Raw genomic sequence first — 15,369 nt, 5'->3', positions numbered from 1 at the left:
ACCAGGTAGACATTGACGGATAGGTAGCCGGGGACGGACGGAAAAAACACCGGTTTCCGGTGCGGTGTGGCCATTCTTTTTGCAATCAGGCACGGCGATATGGGCGATTTTTGGGTGTTTGGCTACGGTTCGCTGATCTGGCGGCCGGGTTTCGCACATGTCGAGACACGGCGCGCCCATCTGCACGGCTACCGCCGCTCGCTCTGTGTCTATTCCTTCGTGCATCGCGGCACGCGCCAGCGGCCCGGGCTGGTGCTTGGCCTCGACCATGGCGGCTCCTGCGTCGGCCTGGCTTTCCGCGTGCCCGGCGAGTTGCGCGACGAGGTCATCGCCTATCTGCGCGAGCGCGAACTCGTCACATCAGTCTATCTCGAACGCACGCTCAAGGTCCGCCTCGAGGGTGGCGGCACGGTCGAAGCGGTCGCCTACATCGTCGACCGCAAGCATGAGCAATATGCCGGCGCGCTGGATGCCGCGCATGCGGCCGCGGTGGTGCGCGGCGCTGTCGGCCAATCCGGCAACAACGAGGATTATGTGCTCAGCACGTTGAAGCATCTGGAAGCATTGGGCATCCGCGACCACTGGCTGGAGGATGTGGCACGGGGGATAGCGCCATCGTGAATGGCTGGCTCTGCGGAAAGAGGGGATCAGGCCTTTGACCTCGAAGCGGCACGACCTAGCTTAGGCTCCGAACCCAGCCAGCGGGCTGCATGCGCCCCATCCCAATCATCACGGAGAACCATCTTGCAGAAACGCCGTCTCGGTCGCACCGACCTTTCCATCGCGCCGCTGGTTCTGGGCGGCAATGTCTTCGGCTGGACCGCCGACGAGAAAACCTCGTTCGACCTGCTCGACCGCTTTGTGGCGGGCGGACTGAACGCCATCGATACGGCCGATGCCTATTCGCGCTGGGTGCCCGGTAACAAGGGCGGCGAATCGGAAACCATCATCGGCAACTGGTTGAAGGACCGTGGCAACCGGGACAAGGTCGTGGTGATCACCAAGGTCGGCTCGGATATGGGGCAGGGGCACAAGGACCTGTCCGCCGCCTATATCGAAAAGGCCGTCGAGGCCTCGCTGAAGCGGCTACGGACCGATGTCATCGACCTCTATCTGTCGCACTGGCCGGACCCGGCCACGCCCTATGAGGAAACGCTTGGCGCCTATGAGAAGCTGCTTGCCAAGGGCAAGGTCCGGCACATCGGCTGCTCGAACCTCGACGCCGGCCAATTGCGCGCCGCGCTCGACGTGGCGAGCCTGCGAAGCCTGCCGCGCTACGAGGTGCTGCAGCCGGAATACAATCTCTACGACCGCCCCTCATTCGATGGGCCGTTGCGCGATCTGTGCGTGGCCGAGGATATCGGCGTGATCACCTATTTCAGCCTGGCCAAGGGCTTCCTGAGCGGCAAATACCGCAGCGAGGCCGATCTTGGCCAAAGCGAACGCGGCGAGGGCGTCAGCAGCTATCTCAACGCGCGCGGCATTCGCATTCTGGCCGCTCTCGATGCCATATCCGCCAAGCATTCGGCGAAACAGGCGGAAGTCGCTCTTGCTTGGGCGATCGCGCGGCCAGGCGTCACCGCACCGATCGCCAGCGCCACTAAGGCCAGCCAGATGGACAGCCTGATCAAGGCGGCGTCGTTGAAATTGACCGCCGACGACATGGCCGAGCTCGACAAAGCGAGCGACTGAGGCTTCGGCCGCGATTAAAGCAGCTCACCGTTTCATGGAAACGGCGAACCGCTCTATCTCTTCCTCTTGCCCCAATTCCCAAGGGAAAACGCTACGCGCTTTTCCCGGGAAAACCGCTTCACACTTTTCCTGGAATTGTTCCATCCGCACGAACGTCCAAGACCACCCTCCTGCCTTGCCATAGTGTCCTCCGCTATTGGCAAGACAGAGGGTGCAATGACCGAGCCGCTTCTTTTGCAGCCGCAGCTTTGGCGACCTCTGCTCGCCCTGGTGCTGGCCGCCACGGTGGTCATGGGCAGCCCAGGGCCGGCAACGATAAGCGTCACCGCTGTCGGCGCCGCCTTCGGCCTGCGCAATTCTGTGCGCTACACCTGGGGGATCGTTCTCGGCACGGTCGCTGTGCTGCTGGTGGTGGCGACCGGGATCCTGGCGGTGCTTGGGTCGATGCCGAAGCTGGCACCGGTGCTGGTTGTCGCGTCGGCGGCCTACATCCTCTATCTCGCCTTCAGGATCGCCACGGCGCCGCCGCTGGCAGCACGCACGGCCGAGGCTGCGCGCCCGACCTGGCTGGCCGGGTTTCTGCTGGCGGTCGCCAACCCGAAAGCCTATGTGGCGATCGCCGCCGTATTCGCCGGCACCTCGTCGAACCAAGGCGGTGCGGAACTCGGCCTATGGCTGAAGCTGACGGTTCTGGCCGGGATGATCGTTGTCATCCACGCCGTGTGGCTGCTTGCCGGCGCGGCGTTCGCGCGCTTCCTGCGCAGGCCTGTCGCTTCGCGGATCATCAACCTGGTCTTTGCCGCGACGCTGGTGCTGACCACCGTGCTGGCTGTCTACGGCTGATTGCCTGGCTGGAGGTCTTCAGACCTTCGCGCCGAGCTCCCGCAGCCGCTTCAACGCCGTCGGCGGGAAGGCGGGCGGGTTGGCCGCGCGGGACGCTTCGACGAGCATCTGGTCACAAGCCGCTTCCGTCTCGCCGATCAGGCGCGCCATGAACTCGTCCTTGCCGAGGCCCGGTGGGATCGGCGGCAGGAAACGCGCCTTGATGGTGCCGGGATAGCGCAGGAATTTGCGTCGCGGCCAATAGAGGCCGGCGACATGGGCGACCGGCACCACCGGAACACCAAGCTGCGTGTAGATTTCGACGATGCCGTATTTGTAGGCCGGCTCGTCGCCCGGCGCCCGGCGCGTGCCCTCGGGATAGATGATCAGCTGGCGCGGGTTGCGCGCCATCTCTTCCTTGGTTGCCGCGACCACCGCCTTCAAGGCCTTGGAGCGGCTGCCGCGATCGACCGGGATCATGCGCATCTTCATGATGTACCAGCCGAAAAACGGGATCCAGGTCAGCTCGCGCTTGAGGATGTAGAGCGGGTCCTGGAGGAAGGGGAAGAAGGCGATCGCGTCCCAGAACGACTGGTGCTTGGGCGCAAGGATGAAGGAGCCTTCGGGCAGGTTTTCCTGTCCGGTGATGTCGTTCTTGGTTCCGGCGATCTTGTCGTAGAGCCACATGCAGCTGCGCGACCAGAATTTCGGCACGAACCAGGCGCGGTGGCGGGGCGACAGGAAATAATAGGGGGTCCAGAGGATCATCTGGACGATCAGATTGACGTAGAAGACGAAATTGAACGCCAGCGATCTGACATAGAGCATGGGGGAGGTCCGGTGAGGAAGTGTGCGTTGGTTACACCAAGCGCGGGGAAAAAGGAAATGGCGCAGGCGTGTCCCGATTGATGTGAAGCACGGCTCACGCCAGCGCAGGCATGCTAGCCCAATCGCGCCAGCCGCTCCTTCAGACGCGGTGCGGCAAAGTCGAGGAAGGCGCGCAGCTTGACGGGCAGCAGGCCGTGGCCCGCATGCACCAAGCTCACCGGCCACGGTTCCGGCTCGAACTCTTGCAGCACGATGCGCAGCATGCCGGACCGCACGGCGGCATCGACCTGATAGGAAAGCACTTTCGTCAGCCCGACGCCGGCAATCGCGGCATCGACCGCCGCCTCGGCGGTGTTGACCTGCAGGCGCGAGCGGACCTGGACCGTGACGTCCGTCTTGCCTTTGGCGAAGCTCCACGGGGCGGCGGAGGAAAGTCCCTCGAAGGTGATGCAATCGTGGGTGCCGAGATCTTCCGGGATCGTGGGTGTGCCGTGTTCGGCCAGATAGGCCGGGCTGGCGCAGACAACGCGGCGAATCGAGCCGACGCCAATGGCGACCAGGCTCGAATCCGGCAACTGGCCGATGCGCAGCGCGAGGTCGAAATGGTCCTCGACCAGCTGGGTTATGCGGTCCGCCAGGGTCAGGCGGATATCCACGTCGGGATAGGCCGAGAGAAAGCCGGTGACCACCGGCAACACATGGAGACGGCCAAACACGACTGGCGCGGTGATGGCCAGCTCGCCGGTCGGTGCGCTGTACTCGCCGGCCGCGGCGCGTTCAGCCTCGCCAACGTCATCGAGGATGCGGCGGCAGGCCGCAAGATAGGCCTCGCCGGCATCGGTCGGCGTCAGCCGGCGCGTCGAACGGTTCAGCAGGCGGGTGTTGAGATGGCGTTCGAGATCGGAAACCTTGCGGCTGACGGTCGCCAGCGGAATGCCGAAACGGCGGGCCGCGGCGGAAAGGCTGCCGGCCTCCACCGCCGCGACAAAGAGCGACATGGCTTCGAGACGATCCATCACTTCTTCCAGAAAATGGAAGGAATGATTGCAGATATGCCATCTGCATTTCAGGAATGGAAGGGGTTATATATGGGGTTCGCAGCCGCGCAATGGAGTTCTCATGTCTGAAAGCCGCCCACCCCTTCCGCCCTTCACCGTCGAGACCGCGGCGCAAAAGGCCCGTATGGCCGAGGATGCGTGGAATTCGCGCGATCCGGCACGGGTCGCGCTCGCCTATACGACCGACAGCCGCTGGCGCAACCGTGCCGAATTCCTACAGGGCCGCGAAGCCATCCAGGCCTTCCTGACGCGCAAATGGAGCCGCGAGCTCGACTACCGGCTGATCAAGGAGGTCTGGGCCTTCCACGGCAACCGCATCGCCGTGCGCTTCGCCTATGAATGGCGCGACGACGGCGGCTCCTGGTTCCGCAGCTATGGCAATGAGAACTGGGAGTTTGACGAGCACGGGCTGATGCGCCTGCGCATCGCCAGCATCAACGACCTGCCGATCAGCGAGGCCGACCGCAAGTACCATTGGCCGTTGGGGCGCCGCCCGGACGACCATCCGACATTGTCGGCGCTCGGGCTTTAGAGCGTCGGCTGCACCCGGTTCCGGGCAAGGAGGTTTCGATGGACGCGCATGCTTTCACCAGCGATGTCGCCTTCACGCCGACCGTCAAGGCGATCCAGGCGCGCAAGGGTTCGCGCCAGTCCTACGCCCGCGTCGAGGAGCGTGGTGGCTGGCAGGCCGTCATCACGCCGGACCTTGCCGCCTTCATCGAGATGCAGACCAGCGTCTTCCTGTCGACCGCCAATGGCGACGGCCAGCCCTATATCCAGCATCGCGGCGGCCCGGCCGGCTTCCTCAAGGTGCTGGACGAAAAGACGATCGGCTTCGCGGATTTTTCCGGCAACAGGCAGTTCATCACGCAGGGCAATCTGGCGGACAATCCACGCGCCTTCCTGTTTCTGATCGATTACATGCTGCGCCAGCGCATCAAGATCTGGGGCACGGCGCGCGTCGTCGAGAACGATGCCGAGCTGATGGCGAGGCTGATGCCGCAGGACTACAAGGCGCGGCCCGAACAGGTCATCCTGTTCACCGTCTCGGCCTGGGATGCGAATTGCCCGCAGCACATCCCGCAACGCTTCGAGGCGGCTGATGTGGCGGGCGCGCTTGGCGAGCGGGACAGGCGCATTCAACAGCTCGAGCAGGAGGTCAGCCGCCTGAAGGCCGCGTCAAAGGGGACAGACAAGGAACGATGATGGAGCGCCGGGGGCTCAGCCGCCGGCGGCGGTCTCAGCCAGCGCAATGCCGTCCGCGGTCGGTTTCACCGGCACGATGCCTCGCGCCAGCGCCAGCAGATATTTGGTGTATTCAGTGAACAGCACGCGCAACGCCCGCGGCTTGGTCAGCCAGCCGCCATTGTCGAGATTGGAATTGACCACTGGATAGGGTTCCAGCTTGGCGCCATGCAGCAGGCGGCCCATTTCCAGCAAGCTGCGCGGCATGTGGTAATTGTTGGTGACCAGGATCACCGTGCCATAGGCATGGCTCTCGACCCATTTGGCGCTTTCCTCGGCATTGCCGATCGTGTCGAGCGCGGCGCGGTCGATGTCGACGCAGCAGGAAAACAGGTTCTTATCGCCGCCGGTGGCTGCCTGGAGCTGGCGCCGGCTGGCCGAAGGATGCACGCCGCTGATCAACAGCCGCTCGCCCTTGCCGGACGCCAGCAGATCCATCGCCGCGTCGAGGCGGGACTGGCCGCCGGTGAGCACGATGATGGCATCGGCCTTCTCCGGATTGGCGGGCGTGGTCAGATGCGCGACCTTGTTGGCGAACCAGCCGAAGCCGCCGGCAAACAAGACAGCAAGGACGAGGAGGGAGAGCGCGGATATCCGCAGTGCGGTTCTTAAACGGCTAAACCCGCCGCGGTCGTGCAAACGAGCAACCACCACTGGCATCTGTCCAGCCGTCCCGGTCGAATCCCGCACGTCCATGACCATATGGTTAATCCTGAAATGCGGCCTTGGGTAGGTAAAAGACGCACTTTGCGTTACGCCGTTTCTCCATCCGTGATCAGCCAGCCTCCATCCCCATCAGCGCAGGTTCCCTTTCAAGCGTCGGGTTGTCGAACATCGATGTCGCTGAGATAGGCGACGACGGTGGCGTGCGAGGTTGCCGCCGTCAGCGCGCCGATCACCAGCACCATCAGGACGACGCCGAGATAGCCCGCAGAGCCGATGGCGAAATTGCCGAACAGGGCAGTCGCCTGATCGGCTTGCGGCGTCGCCATGTTGCGCGACGACCACCAGGAAAAGACGATGAAGACCAGCACCGCCGCCGCCCCGCCGGCGGCCGCGCCCTTCATGCCGGTGACCAGGAAATGCCGGCGGAATTCGCGCGCGATGAAGGCCGCCTCGGCGCCGACGAAATGCAGCACTTCGATGATATGGCCGTTGCCGGCCATGGCGCCACGGGTCGCGAACACCACGGTCAGCACTGTCGCCGACAGCATCAGCGCCAGCACGGCAATGCCGATGGTCACCGTGGTGCGGGCCATCGCCACCAGCCGGTCGACCCAGGTGCGGTGATCGTCGAGCGACGCGCTCGGCAGTTTCGGCGTGATGGCGGCGCGCATGGCGGCGAAGTCGGGCGGGCTGTTCTCATCGATGGTGACGATGATCAGGCGTGGCACCGGCAACTCGTCGATGTTGAGGCCTGAACCCAGCCATGGCTCCAGCAGCCTCGCGGTCGCATCGCGGTCGATGATCTTTGTCGACTTCACGCCGGGGAATTCGCCGGCGATTTTTGAGGCTTGGGCAAGGGCGGCCTCCATATCGAGGCCGTCGGCCGGTTTGATCTGGATCGTCGCCTCGCGCGAGATCTGGTTCTCCCAGACCGAGGCGGTGTCGCGCACCAGCGTCACCGCGCCGAAGGTCAGGCACGACAGGAAGGTCATGATGGCGATGACCAGGACGAGCGCCCGACCGGCGATGTTCTGCGCCGGAACGATCGGCGCCATACGGCGCTGGGCGCGCGGTCTTGCTTCGGCCGCCTCGGCGTCCTGCTCATGCTCTTGGAGGTGTTCGGCGGACAGATCAGTCATAGATGTCCAGCCTTCCGCCGGCCAGGATCATGCGGCGCGCGTCGACCTGTTCCATCAGGCCAAGGTCGTGGGTGGCGATCACCACAGCGGTGCCGAGACGATTGAGCTCGATGAAGAGCCGCAGCAGCCGTCGCGCGAGCGGCGGATCGACATTGCCGGTCGGCTCGTCGGCGAGCAAGATCTCGGGCTGCTCGATCAGGGCGCGCGCGATGGCGGCGCGCTGCTTCTCGCCGCCCGACAGGACCGGCGGAAGCACATGCATGCGCTCGCCCAGCCCCACCCATTTCAGCAGTTCGGTGACATCGGTGCGGTAGCTCGCTTCCTCGCGCCCGCGAACGCGCAGCGGCAGCGCGACATTCTCATAGGTGGTCATGTGGTCGAGCAGGCGAAAATCCTGGAACACCACGCCGATGCGGCGCCGCAAATGCGGCAGTTCGGTACGCGAAATGCGCGAACGGTCCTTGCCGAAAATGGTGATCAGCCCACGCGTCGGCTTCAGCGACATGAACAGAAGCCGCAGCAACGTCGTCTTGCCGGCGCCCGAGGGTCCGCTCAGGAACTGGAAGGAGCGCTCCGGGATGTGCAGGGAGATGTCGCGGAGGATTTCCGGACCCATGCCATAGCGGAGGCCGACATTTTCGAAGCGAATCAATTTCGACGACCTGAAATTTCTAGAGCATGATGCCGAAAAGTGTGAAGCGGTTTTCGGACGACATCATGCTCTATCTCTTTAGTTTGGACACGGATTCGGATTTCGGGTCGATTCGACCTGAAATCCGAATCCGCGTCGGGCAGCGCCAAGCCTGCCTGTTCTGCGAAAAGAGCATCGGCCGGCATGGTTAACCGGCGGTTAATTTCTGGCTTGTTTCGGCGCGTCACGAGGGCTCCGGTGGGGAAGCGTTAACCATTTTTGTTTACGCAAAAGAAACGAAAAGCGAACACGCGCAATGACGGGGCCATGATGGCTGACGAACGAACCGCGCGCCCGGTTTCCGGCGAAATCATGACCGATCCCCCGGCAATTGTCGCGGCGGAGCGGATCGTGCGCGGCCCGGCGGCTTATATCGTCGATGCCGACTATGAAGTGATGCCGCGCCTTGTCCCTACCGTGGAAAGCGTTTCACCGCCGCCGCGCCTGATTGTCACGCCGTCCATCGAGGGCATGGACATGCTGCGCAAGCCGGAAGCGCCGGCGGAACGGCCGCCGGCCGCGCGCGGCGGGCCGATCTTCTGGATCGCCGGCATCGGCGCCGCCTTGGCCGCCTTCTGGGTCTCCGGCGGGCATGCGCTGGTGCGCCAGGCGCCGCTCCTGACCGGCGCGCAAGCCTCGGCGCTGACCATTTCAGGCGTCACCTCGCACGTCGACGCCTCGGGAGCCAATCCGGTGCTGTTCGTCGATGGCGAGGCCGCCAATGACGGGGCGGGGCCGGCGACAATGCCGCCGCTCGAAATCCGCGTGACCGGCAATGACGGACGTACAACCCGCTATACGTTGGGGACATCCGGCCATTCGCTGGCATCGGGCGAAAGATTCGGCTTTGCCAGCCGGCTCGACGTGCCTAAGAACGGCGTGAGGACCGTTTTGGTTACTTTCGCCGAATAGCGTGTGTCGATATTCAGGTGAGGCCGGCCTGCAAACGGCGGTTCCCTGCGCTTCCGGTGCTCACGTACTTAAGTACGATCCGCTCCGGTACTCGGAAAACCACCGTTTTCGGCTCGGCCTGACCTGAATCTCAACACACGCTCGGTGTGGAGGCGTTTGGGTAAAAAACTTGAGGGGGCGAAAAATGCCAATCGTACGCGACAAGGACATCGAAGTCCTGTTTTCGGCATCGGCGATCGCGCGGCGCAATCTTGAGCTCGCCAAGGAGATCGCCGAGCACGACTATCACGATCTGCTGGTGATTTCGGTGCTGAAGGGCTCGTTCATCTTCGCCGCCGACCTGATCCGCGCCATGCACGATGTCGGCCTGTCGCCGGAGGTCGAGTTCATCTTCATTTCCAGCTATGGCGCCGGCACCACCAGCGGCGAGGTGAGGGTGCTGCGCGACATCGACAATGAGGTCGCCGGCCGCGACGTGCTGCTGATCGACGACATTCTGGAATCGGGCAAGACACTGACCTTCACCCGCGACCTGATGCTGTCGCGCGGCGCGAAAAGCTGTTCCATCGCCGTGCTGCTCGACAAGCGCATGCGCCGCCAGACCGCGCTCGTCGCCGACTATGTCGGCTTCGACTGCCCCGATTATTTCGTCGTTGGTTACGGCATGGATGTCGCGCACGCCTTCCGTGAATTGCCGTTCGTGGGCATCGTGAAAGGTGATGCGTGAGGCCACTGCCTTGCGCTGACAAGTTCTGAAAAAGGCCTTAACGGCGCCGGAAAAATTAGCCCTGTCAGGGGTTGGGTCCTTTCAGGAAAAGTCAACTTTTCGCGGCCAAATTGCCGGCCATGGCAAAGCTTTTGATCGTCGAGGACGATGAGTCCGTCCGCACCCTCGCTGCCCGCGCGCTCGAACGCGCAGGCCACGCAATCGATATCGCCGCCGACGGCGCCCAAGGCCTGGCGCTGATACGCGCCGCGCATGGTGGTTACGATCTCGTGGTCTCCGACATCCGCATGCCCGAGATGGACGGCATCGAGATGGCGATCGCGGCGGCCGTCCTTTTTCCGGCGATGAAGATCATGCTGATGACCGGCTATGCCGACCAGCGCGAGCGCGCCGAGGAGTTGAACGGCATCATCCTCGATGTCGTGCAGAAGCCGTTCACGCTGGCTGAAATCCGCTCGCGCGTCGAGCGCGCGCTGATCTGCTTCGCCTGATCAGACCGGATCGGCGGCGGCAAGCATGGGCGCTGCGCTCTTGAGCCGCCCAGTGTTGAGCGCGAGCAGGCCGGCGCCGATGATCAGCGCCGCGCCGATCACGGTCGTCGACCGCGGCACCTCGGCGAAGAACAGGAAACCCCAGAGCGGCGACCACAGAATGCCCGTGTATTCGAAGGTCGCTACCCGATTGGCCGGCGCCAGCCTGTAGCCCTGCGACAGGAGGATCATACCGGCGGAGGCGACGAAACCGCAGGCGGCCATCTTGAGAAAATCGGACAGCGTCGGCCAAATCCAGGGCCGCACCAGGAATTCGACGCTGGGGTGGACGGCGTGGGATATGCCGGCCAGATGGAATGTGCCGGCAACCACGGCTGCGCCGACGAGATAGGCGCCGTTCTGATAGAAAGCCATGACCGTGGACGATTCGGTATCGCCGATCTTGCGCGCCATCAATTGCGAGAAGCCGTAGAGCGCGGCCGAGCCCAGCGACAGCAGCGCCGCCCAGTCGAACAGGCCGGCGCCGGGGCGCACCATCACGATGACGCCAAGCAGCCCGATCAGCACCGTCGCCAGCGTGCGCCAGGAGACGCGTTCGCCAAGATAGGGGCCGGCCAGTGCCATGATGAACAGCGGCGCCATGAAATAAAGCGCCACCGCGTCGGCCAGCGGCAGCGCGGCGATGGCCAGATAATAGACCGTGTAGGAGGTGAACTGGATGAAGGCGCGGATCGTCAGCAGGCCGAACCGCTTCGACAGGATTGCCCGTAGCCCGACATCGGCATGGACGAGAATGATCAGGATCGGCAGGGCGACGATCGACCGGATCGCCATCACCTCGGTCACCGGATAGCCGCTCGACACGGCCTTGACGAGCGGGTCCTGCAGCGAGAACACCAGCACGCCCAGGCACAGGCTCAGGATGCCGCGCACCATCCTATTCTGCATCTGCTTTCCGGCTCCTGCGCGTCCGATCCGAAGCAGCCCGCCTCCAGATCAAAAAGAACCCGCCACCGTTTCGGGCAGCGGGTACGAGTGAGGACTCTTAGATTGGTCCGCGGCCGATTTCGCAGCTGCATATCCAATGGGTAAGGCAACTATCATCCGGCGTTTGACATGTTGCAAACGAATTGGAATGATGCCTGCAATCAAATCTGCTTATGATGGATAGCATGCGTCCAACCCTCGACAGCGATCTTCTGCGCACCTTCGTCGCCATCGCCGAGGCCGGCAATTTCACCCGGGCGGCCGAACAGGCCGGCCGCACCCAGTCAGCCGTGTCGATGCAGATGAAGAAGCTCGAGGAACTGGTCGGCGACAGCCTGTTCGAGCGCGGCTCGCGCGGCGTCGCGCTGACGCGGCGCGGCGGCGAACTCATCGTCAATGCCCGCCGCATCGTCTCGCTGCTCGACGAAACGGCGGCGTCGATGGCGGCGGCGCCGCTCGGCGGACCGGTGCGCATCGGCATTCCGGAGGAATATGGCCACGCAATCCTGTCGCGCGCGCTCGGCGCGTTCTCGAAACGCCACACCAAGGTCGAGGTCACCGTGCGCTACGCGCATTCGGAGGCGCAACTGGCGGCGCTCGCCGCCGGCGAACTCGATCTGTGCGTGGTGTTCGAATGGCAGGATCCGGCCGGTGGCGAAGTGCTGATGCACGACCCGACGGTCTGGGTGACGTCGACCCTGCATCACATGCACGAGGAACGGCCGGTGCCGATCGCGCTCTACAACCGGGTCAGCTGGTGCAAGGATTTCGCCATCAAGTCGCTGGAGCAGCGCGGTCTTGCCTATCGTGTCGCCTATACCAGCGACACGACCGGCGGCCTGAAGCTCGCGGTCACCTCAGGGCTGGCAATCGCGCCGATCTCGCGCAGCAACATCCCGGACGGCTGCCGCGAACTGACGTCGGCCGACGGGTTCGGCGACATCGATTCCTCCAATGTGGTGATGCATCGCAACCCGAACGCGTCGGGCGAGGCGATCGACGGCATGCAGGAGGCGATCCGCGAGGCGTTCGTCAACCGTTAGAGTCAGTCTTTCACATCCCCATAGAAGGTCAGGCGGTTGCCGAACGGATCGTCGACCGTGACCTCCTTCGTCTTCCAGGGCGTCTCCTCCAACCCCGGCCTGGCAAAGCGGTAATTCCTTTCGGTCAATTCGTGGTGGAGCCCCGCAATGTCGGTCGTCTCGATCCGGATGTGAGAGCCCGGCGTGCCGTCGCCATGATGTTCGCTCAGATGCAAGACGCAGCCGTCGCGAGAAACGCCTGTGTAGAGCGGCGCGGTGTCTTCGAAGCGGTGTTCGAACTGCACTTCGAAACCGAGAAAACCGACGTAGAATTCATGCGCCTTGGCAATATCGAAGATGCGCAGGATGGGCGTGACAGTACCGAGCTTCGGCATGGTGTTGCAACCGTTCGAGGGGGGCAGGCGGGGTGTGGGGGCGGTCCCTATTTCAGCTCGAGCAGCCGTTCGAGATAGCTGCGCTCGATATCGGGGCTGAGCGCGTTGCCGAGCCGTTTGCGGATCGCTTCCAGGATCTGGCGGGCGCGCTGGACGTCGATCTCGTCGGGGACTTTCACGGAATCGCCGAAATCGGGACCCTGGCTGGCGCGCGGCCGGCCGAGCGGGTCGCGGTCGGCATTCTGCTGACGCCCGCCTTCCTGGCTGCCGCCCTGGTCGCCCTGCATGGCCTGCATCTGCTTCATCATGTCCTTGGCGCCCTTGCGCAGCGCCTCGAGTGCCCGGCCCTGGTGGCCGACGGCCTCGTCGCCCTGGCCCTCGCCAAGCGCCTGCTCGGCGCTGCCCATCGACTTGCCGGCCTCGCCAAATCCTTCATTGGGCTCCATGCCCATGCCTTCGAGGCTCTTCTTCAGCTTCTCGAGGTCGTTCTTCAACTGGCCCTGGCCTTCCTGCAGCTGCTTCAGCGCATCGGCGAATTCCTGCGGCGTCATCGGCTTTTGCCTGGCGAGCGGATCGCGGTCCTCGCCGACGCTTGGCTTGTCCTGGTCCTCGCCACCGCCCTGGCCAAGCTGCTCGTCGCGGTTCTGTCCGCGCTGGCGCTCACCGCGCTGCATCTGGTCCATGCGGAAAGTGTCGTTCATCATCTCCTGCTGGCGGCGCAGGATCTCGCCGAGCTTGTCCATCTGCTGGCGCATCTGGCTGTCCTGCTCGCCGCCCTGCTGCTGGCGGCCGGCCTGGAGATTGTTCATCATGTCCTGCAGTTGCGACAGCAATTGCTGCGCCTTGTCGCGGTCGCCCGACTTCGCCAGGTTCTCGATCTGGTCCATCATGCGGTCGATGTCGCTCTGGCGCAGTTCCTGGCCGTTCTGCTGCATTTGCGGCGCATTCGGGTTCTGCTTGGCGCGTTCGGCGAATTCCTGCAGGAACTGGTTCATCGCCTCGCGCAGTTCCTTCATCGCCTTCTCGATTTCCTGGTCGCTGGCGCCGTTCTTGATGGCGTCCTGCAGCGCCTGCTGCGCCTGGCGTAGCCGCTTCTCGGCCGCCGAGAGGTTGCCCTCCTCGATGCCGAGCGCGATTTCCCAGAGATAGGCGACCTCGCCGCGCAGCTGATCGTCGTTGCCGGCCAGTTTCAGCCGGCTGCGCGCGCTCATGATGGCGAGGTAGTGGGACATGTTGTCGAACGTGTCTTCCGGCCGCAGCGTGATGGCGTCGATCAGGTCGAGCACGCGCGGCTTGGCATTGGCGTCGAGCGCAAGCAGGCGGCGCTGTTCGATCACCGCCCGCGCCAGCGGGTTGGCGAAAGGCCGCTCCGGCATCACCAGCGTCTTGGTCTCGCTCGACGCGGTGTGGCCGGCGTCGTCGGTGGCGACCAGCGTCAGCTTGATGCTGCTGCCGGCCCAGACATGCTCGGTCAGGTCCTTGGTGGTCTTGGCGGCATTGGACTTGCCGCCGCGGCGCGGCAGCGCCAACGGCATTTCGGGCGTGCCGTAGAGCGGATGCGCGCCAGGCGCCTGCGGGTCGGCCAGCGCAAAGACCGCCTTGGCGGTGGCGGCGCCATAATCGTCGTCGATCTGGTAGTTGAGTTCGAAGGCGCCGTTGGCGGCGCGCTTGGGCTCGCCGACGAAGCGGATCTGTGGCGGTTTGTCCGCGATCACGGCGAAGGCCCAGCGGCCGAGCTGATCCTCGCCCGATTTCAGCGTCAGCGTGCCGTCGCCGGTCAGCTTGCCGGTGAACTGGCGCACCTTGGACTGGGATGCGGGGGCCGGCGCCGCCGGGCTAGCGGCTGGCTTGACGCTGGCCGCCTGTGGTCCGGCAGGGTCGATGGTGCGCGCATTGCCATCCTTGTCGGCATAGGCCAGCGTTTCCTCGCCCGAGCCTCCGGTGACGCGCAAGGAGACGTCGCTGCCCTCAGGCACATGAAACGTCGGCGTTGCCTGGTTGGCGTCGGCGGTCAGGAAGATCGGCGGCTTGCCGGTATAGGCGGGCGGCGTCACCCAGGCATCGATGCGTGGCGGCACGGCATCGTGCGCGCCGTGGGTGCTGAAGCCGTCTTCTATCCTGCCGCCTGTCGGCCCGAAGGAGAAGGCAAAGGCGGTGACGAGCAGCAGCGCCGCCACGGCGCGCAGCCCCCAAGGATCGCGCTCCGGCACCCGGGTGCGCGGCAGGTCGGCGCCAAGGCTGTCGAGCCTGGCGGCCATGCGCTTCTGGTGTTCACGCCACAGCGCCTGCGAGAAGCTGCTTTCGTGGCCGCTTGGCCGGTCGGACTGCACCAGCACGGGGCTGTGCAGCAATTCGTTGGCGGCCTCGATGCGGCGGTCGACCTCGGCGGCGCCAGGCAAGCGGAAAAAGCGCAGCGGATAGAGCGCCGCCAGCCCTGCCAGGCCGAATGCGGCGACAAGGCCGATACGTGCGACATCCGGCAGCTGGGAGAAAACGCCGAACCAGGAGATGCTCAGGAACAGGCAGGCGACAATAATCAGCGGCAGCAGCAGCGGCCAGCCGCGCTCGACCATCATCGAGACCCGCGTCGCCAGCCGGCTGAGCGCAAGGCGCCCGGCGAGACCGCGATCGCTAGAGGTGGGTCGTTGCGTCATCGGCCCTTCCTGGAATCAGGCAGGATAGCCCGATCCTCAC

Annotated in this window: 17 protein-coding genes; 9 read left to right on the top strand and 8 right to left on the bottom strand. The window is 64.5% G+C overall.

Going from position 1 to position 15,369, the window contains the following annotated elements; genetic code table 11:
• Positions 1 to 99 precede the first annotated feature (99 nt).
• From ACLGL5_RS02265 to ACLGL5_RS02255, 3 genes are all read left to right on the top strand, one after another.
• Positions 100 to 621 (top strand): gamma-glutamylcyclotransferase, encoded by a 522-nt coding sequence (locus ACLGL5_RS02265; RefSeq protein WP_027047438.1) that lies wholly within the window; start codon positions 100 to 102, stop codon positions 619 to 621.
• Between the two features lie 123 nt (positions 622 to 744).
• Positions 745 to 1,692: an aldo/keto reductase gene (locus ACLGL5_RS02260; RefSeq protein WP_069090247.1), complete on the top strand. Its 948-nt coding sequence runs from the start codon at positions 745 to 747 to the stop codon at positions 1,690 to 1,692.
• Between the two features lie 216 nt (positions 1,693 to 1,908).
• Entirely contained in the window at positions 1,909 to 2,535 is a 627-nt protein-coding gene (locus tag ACLGL5_RS02255) for a LysE family translocator (protein WP_494372860.1), read from the top strand.
• 18 nt (positions 2,536 to 2,553) lie between these two features.
• Here ACLGL5_RS02255 and ACLGL5_RS02250 read toward each other — a convergent pair whose 3' ends face one another.
• Both ACLGL5_RS02250 and ACLGL5_RS02245 read right to left on the bottom strand, forming a co-directional pair.
• A complete protein-coding gene (locus ACLGL5_RS02250; RefSeq protein ID WP_019861421.1) occupies positions 2,554 to 3,342 on the bottom strand; it encodes a lysophospholipid acyltransferase family protein in 789 nt (262 codons plus the stop codon).
• A gap of 113 nt (positions 3,343 to 3,455) precedes the next feature.
• Positions 3,456 to 4,358: a LysR family transcriptional regulator gene (locus tag ACLGL5_RS02245; RefSeq protein ID WP_069090245.1), complete on the bottom strand. Its 903-nt coding sequence runs from the start codon at positions 4,356 to 4,358 to the stop codon at positions 3,456 to 3,458.
• A 103-nt stretch (positions 4,359 to 4,461) separates the two neighbouring features.
• Here ACLGL5_RS02245 and ACLGL5_RS02240 point away from each other — a divergent pair, with 103 nt between their 5' ends.
• Positions 4,462 to 4,932: a nuclear transport factor 2 family protein gene (locus ACLGL5_RS02240; protein ID WP_069090244.1), complete on the top strand. Its 471-nt coding sequence runs from the start codon at positions 4,462 to 4,464 to the stop codon at positions 4,930 to 4,932.
• A gap of 38 nt (positions 4,933 to 4,970) precedes the next feature.
• A complete protein-coding gene (locus ACLGL5_RS02235) occupies positions 4,971 to 5,606 on the top strand; it encodes a pyridoxamine 5'-phosphate oxidase family protein (RefSeq protein WP_038649946.1) in 636 nt (211 codons plus the stop codon).
• A gap of 15 nt (positions 5,607 to 5,621) precedes the next feature.
• Here ACLGL5_RS02235 and ACLGL5_RS02230 read toward each other — a convergent pair whose 3' ends face one another.
• The 3 genes from ACLGL5_RS02230 to ftsE form a co-directional block, all read right to left on the bottom strand.
• The gene (locus ACLGL5_RS02230) at positions 5,622 to 6,347 is read right to left on the bottom strand and encodes a YdcF family protein (protein WP_038649945.1); all 726 of its coding nucleotides are present in this window, start codon (positions 6,345 to 6,347) and stop codon (positions 5,622 to 5,624) included.
• Between the two features lie 110 nt (positions 6,348 to 6,457).
• Positions 6,458 to 7,450, bottom strand: coding sequence for a cell division protein FtsX (locus ACLGL5_RS02225; protein ID WP_038649944.1), 993 nt, complete (start codon positions 7,448 to 7,450; stop codon positions 6,458 to 6,460).
• On the bottom strand, positions 7,443 to 8,102 hold the full coding sequence (gene ftsE, locus ACLGL5_RS02220; RefSeq protein ID WP_010911739.1) for a cell division ATP-binding protein FtsE: 660 nt from the start codon (positions 8,100 to 8,102) through the stop codon (positions 7,443 to 7,445). The genes ACLGL5_RS02225 and ftsE overlap by 8 nt, the downstream gene beginning before the upstream one ends.
• 306 nt (positions 8,103 to 8,408) lie before the next feature.
• Here ftsE and ACLGL5_RS02215 point away from each other — a divergent pair, with 306 nt between their 5' ends.
• The 3 genes from ACLGL5_RS02215 (at position 8,409) to ACLGL5_RS02205 (ending at position 10,271) form a co-directional block, all read left to right on the top strand.
• Complete coding sequence (locus ACLGL5_RS02215; protein ID WP_038649942.1) at positions 8,409 to 9,053, top strand: hypothetical protein; 645 nt, start codon at positions 8,409 to 8,411, stop codon at positions 9,051 to 9,053.
• Positions 9,054 to 9,237: 184 nt separating this feature from the next.
• The gene (hpt, locus tag ACLGL5_RS02210) at positions 9,238 to 9,780 is read left to right on the top strand and encodes a hypoxanthine phosphoribosyltransferase (RefSeq protein WP_019861412.1); all 543 of its coding nucleotides are present in this window, start codon (positions 9,238 to 9,240) and stop codon (positions 9,778 to 9,780) included.
• 119 nt (positions 9,781 to 9,899) lie between these two features.
• A complete protein-coding gene (locus tag ACLGL5_RS02205) occupies positions 9,900 to 10,271 on the top strand; it encodes a response regulator (RefSeq protein ID WP_019861411.1) in 372 nt (123 codons plus the stop codon).
• Here ACLGL5_RS02205 and ACLGL5_RS02200 read toward each other — a convergent pair whose 3' ends face one another.
• The gene (locus ACLGL5_RS02200) at positions 10,272 to 11,219 is read right to left on the bottom strand and encodes a DMT family transporter (RefSeq protein ID WP_069090243.1); all 948 of its coding nucleotides are present in this window, start codon (positions 11,217 to 11,219) and stop codon (positions 10,272 to 10,274) included.
• A 224-nt stretch (positions 11,220 to 11,443) separates the two neighbouring features.
• Here ACLGL5_RS02200 and ACLGL5_RS02195 point away from each other — a divergent pair, with 224 nt between their 5' ends.
• Positions 11,444 to 12,301, top strand: a complete 858-nt coding sequence (locus tag ACLGL5_RS02195; protein WP_038653420.1) for a LysR family transcriptional regulator — start codon at positions 11,444 to 11,446, stop codon at positions 12,299 to 12,301.
• A 2-nt stretch (positions 12,302 to 12,303) separates the two neighbouring features.
• Here the strand turns inward: ACLGL5_RS02195 and ACLGL5_RS02190 are convergent, their stop codons facing one another.
• Together ACLGL5_RS02190 and ACLGL5_RS02185 are read right to left on the bottom strand one after the other, a co-directional pair.
• Positions 12,304 to 12,675, bottom strand: a complete 372-nt coding sequence (locus ACLGL5_RS02190) for a glyoxalase superfamily protein (protein ID WP_069090242.1) — start codon at positions 12,673 to 12,675, stop codon at positions 12,304 to 12,306.
• Positions 12,676 to 12,722: 47 nt separating this feature from the next.
• Positions 12,723 to 15,329: a TIGR02302 family protein gene (locus tag ACLGL5_RS02185; RefSeq protein ID WP_069090241.1), complete on the bottom strand. Its 2,607-nt coding sequence runs from the start codon at positions 15,327 to 15,329 to the stop codon at positions 12,723 to 12,725.
• Between the last annotated feature and the right edge of the window lie 40 nt (positions 15,330 to 15,369).

It is taken from the genome of Mesorhizobium sp. U510, from assembly GCF_059180695.1.
Note: the sequence above shows the minus strand (reverse complement) of the source record. Positions and strands in the feature narration are given on the sequence as shown.

Coding starts and splice junctions, on each gene's coding strand:
- ACLGL5_RS02265 (WP_027047438.1), top strand. CDS start 100: ATGGGCGATTTTTGGGTGTTTGGCTACGGTTCGCTGATCTGGCGGCCG.
- ACLGL5_RS02255 (WP_494372860.1), top strand. CDS start 1,909: ATGACCGAGCCGCTTCTTTTGCAGCCGCAGCTTTGGCGACCTCTGCTC.
- ACLGL5_RS02250 (WP_019861421.1), bottom strand. CDS start 3,342: ATGCTCTATGTCAGATCGCTGGCGTTCAATTTCGTCTTCTACGTCAAT.
- ACLGL5_RS02245 (WP_069090245.1), bottom strand. CDS start 4,358: ATGGATCGTCTCGAAGCCATGTCGCTCTTTGTCGCGGCGGTGGAGGCC.
- ACLGL5_RS02240 (WP_069090244.1), top strand. CDS start 4,462: ATGTCTGAAAGCCGCCCACCCCTTCCGCCCTTCACCGTCGAGACCGCG.
- ACLGL5_RS02235 (WP_038649946.1), top strand. CDS start 4,971: ATGGACGCGCATGCTTTCACCAGCGATGTCGCCTTCACGCCGACCGTC.
- ACLGL5_RS02230 (WP_038649945.1), bottom strand. CDS start 6,347: ATGGTCATGGACGTGCGGGATTCGACCGGGACGGCTGGACAGATGCCA.
- ACLGL5_RS02225 (WP_038649944.1), bottom strand. CDS start 7,450: ATGACTGATCTGTCCGCCGAACACCTCCAAGAGCATGAGCAGGACGCC.
- ACLGL5_RS02215 (WP_038649942.1), top strand. CDS start 8,409: ATGATGGCTGACGAACGAACCGCGCGCCCGGTTTCCGGCGAAATCATG.
- hpt (WP_019861412.1), top strand. CDS start 9,238: ATGCCAATCGTACGCGACAAGGACATCGAAGTCCTGTTTTCGGCATCG.
- ACLGL5_RS02205 (WP_019861411.1), top strand. CDS start 9,900: ATGGCAAAGCTTTTGATCGTCGAGGACGATGAGTCCGTCCGCACCCTC.
- ACLGL5_RS02200 (WP_069090243.1), bottom strand. CDS start 11,219: ATGCAGAATAGGATGGTGCGCGGCATCCTGAGCCTGTGCCTGGGCGTG.
- ACLGL5_RS02195 (WP_038653420.1), top strand. CDS start 11,444: ATGCGTCCAACCCTCGACAGCGATCTTCTGCGCACCTTCGTCGCCATC.
- ACLGL5_RS02190 (WP_069090242.1), bottom strand. CDS start 12,675: ATGCCGAAGCTCGGTACTGTCACGCCCATCCTGCGCATCTTCGATATT.
- ACLGL5_RS02185 (WP_069090241.1), bottom strand. CDS start 15,329: ATGACGCAACGACCCACCTCTAGCGATCGCGGTCTCGCCGGGCGCCTT.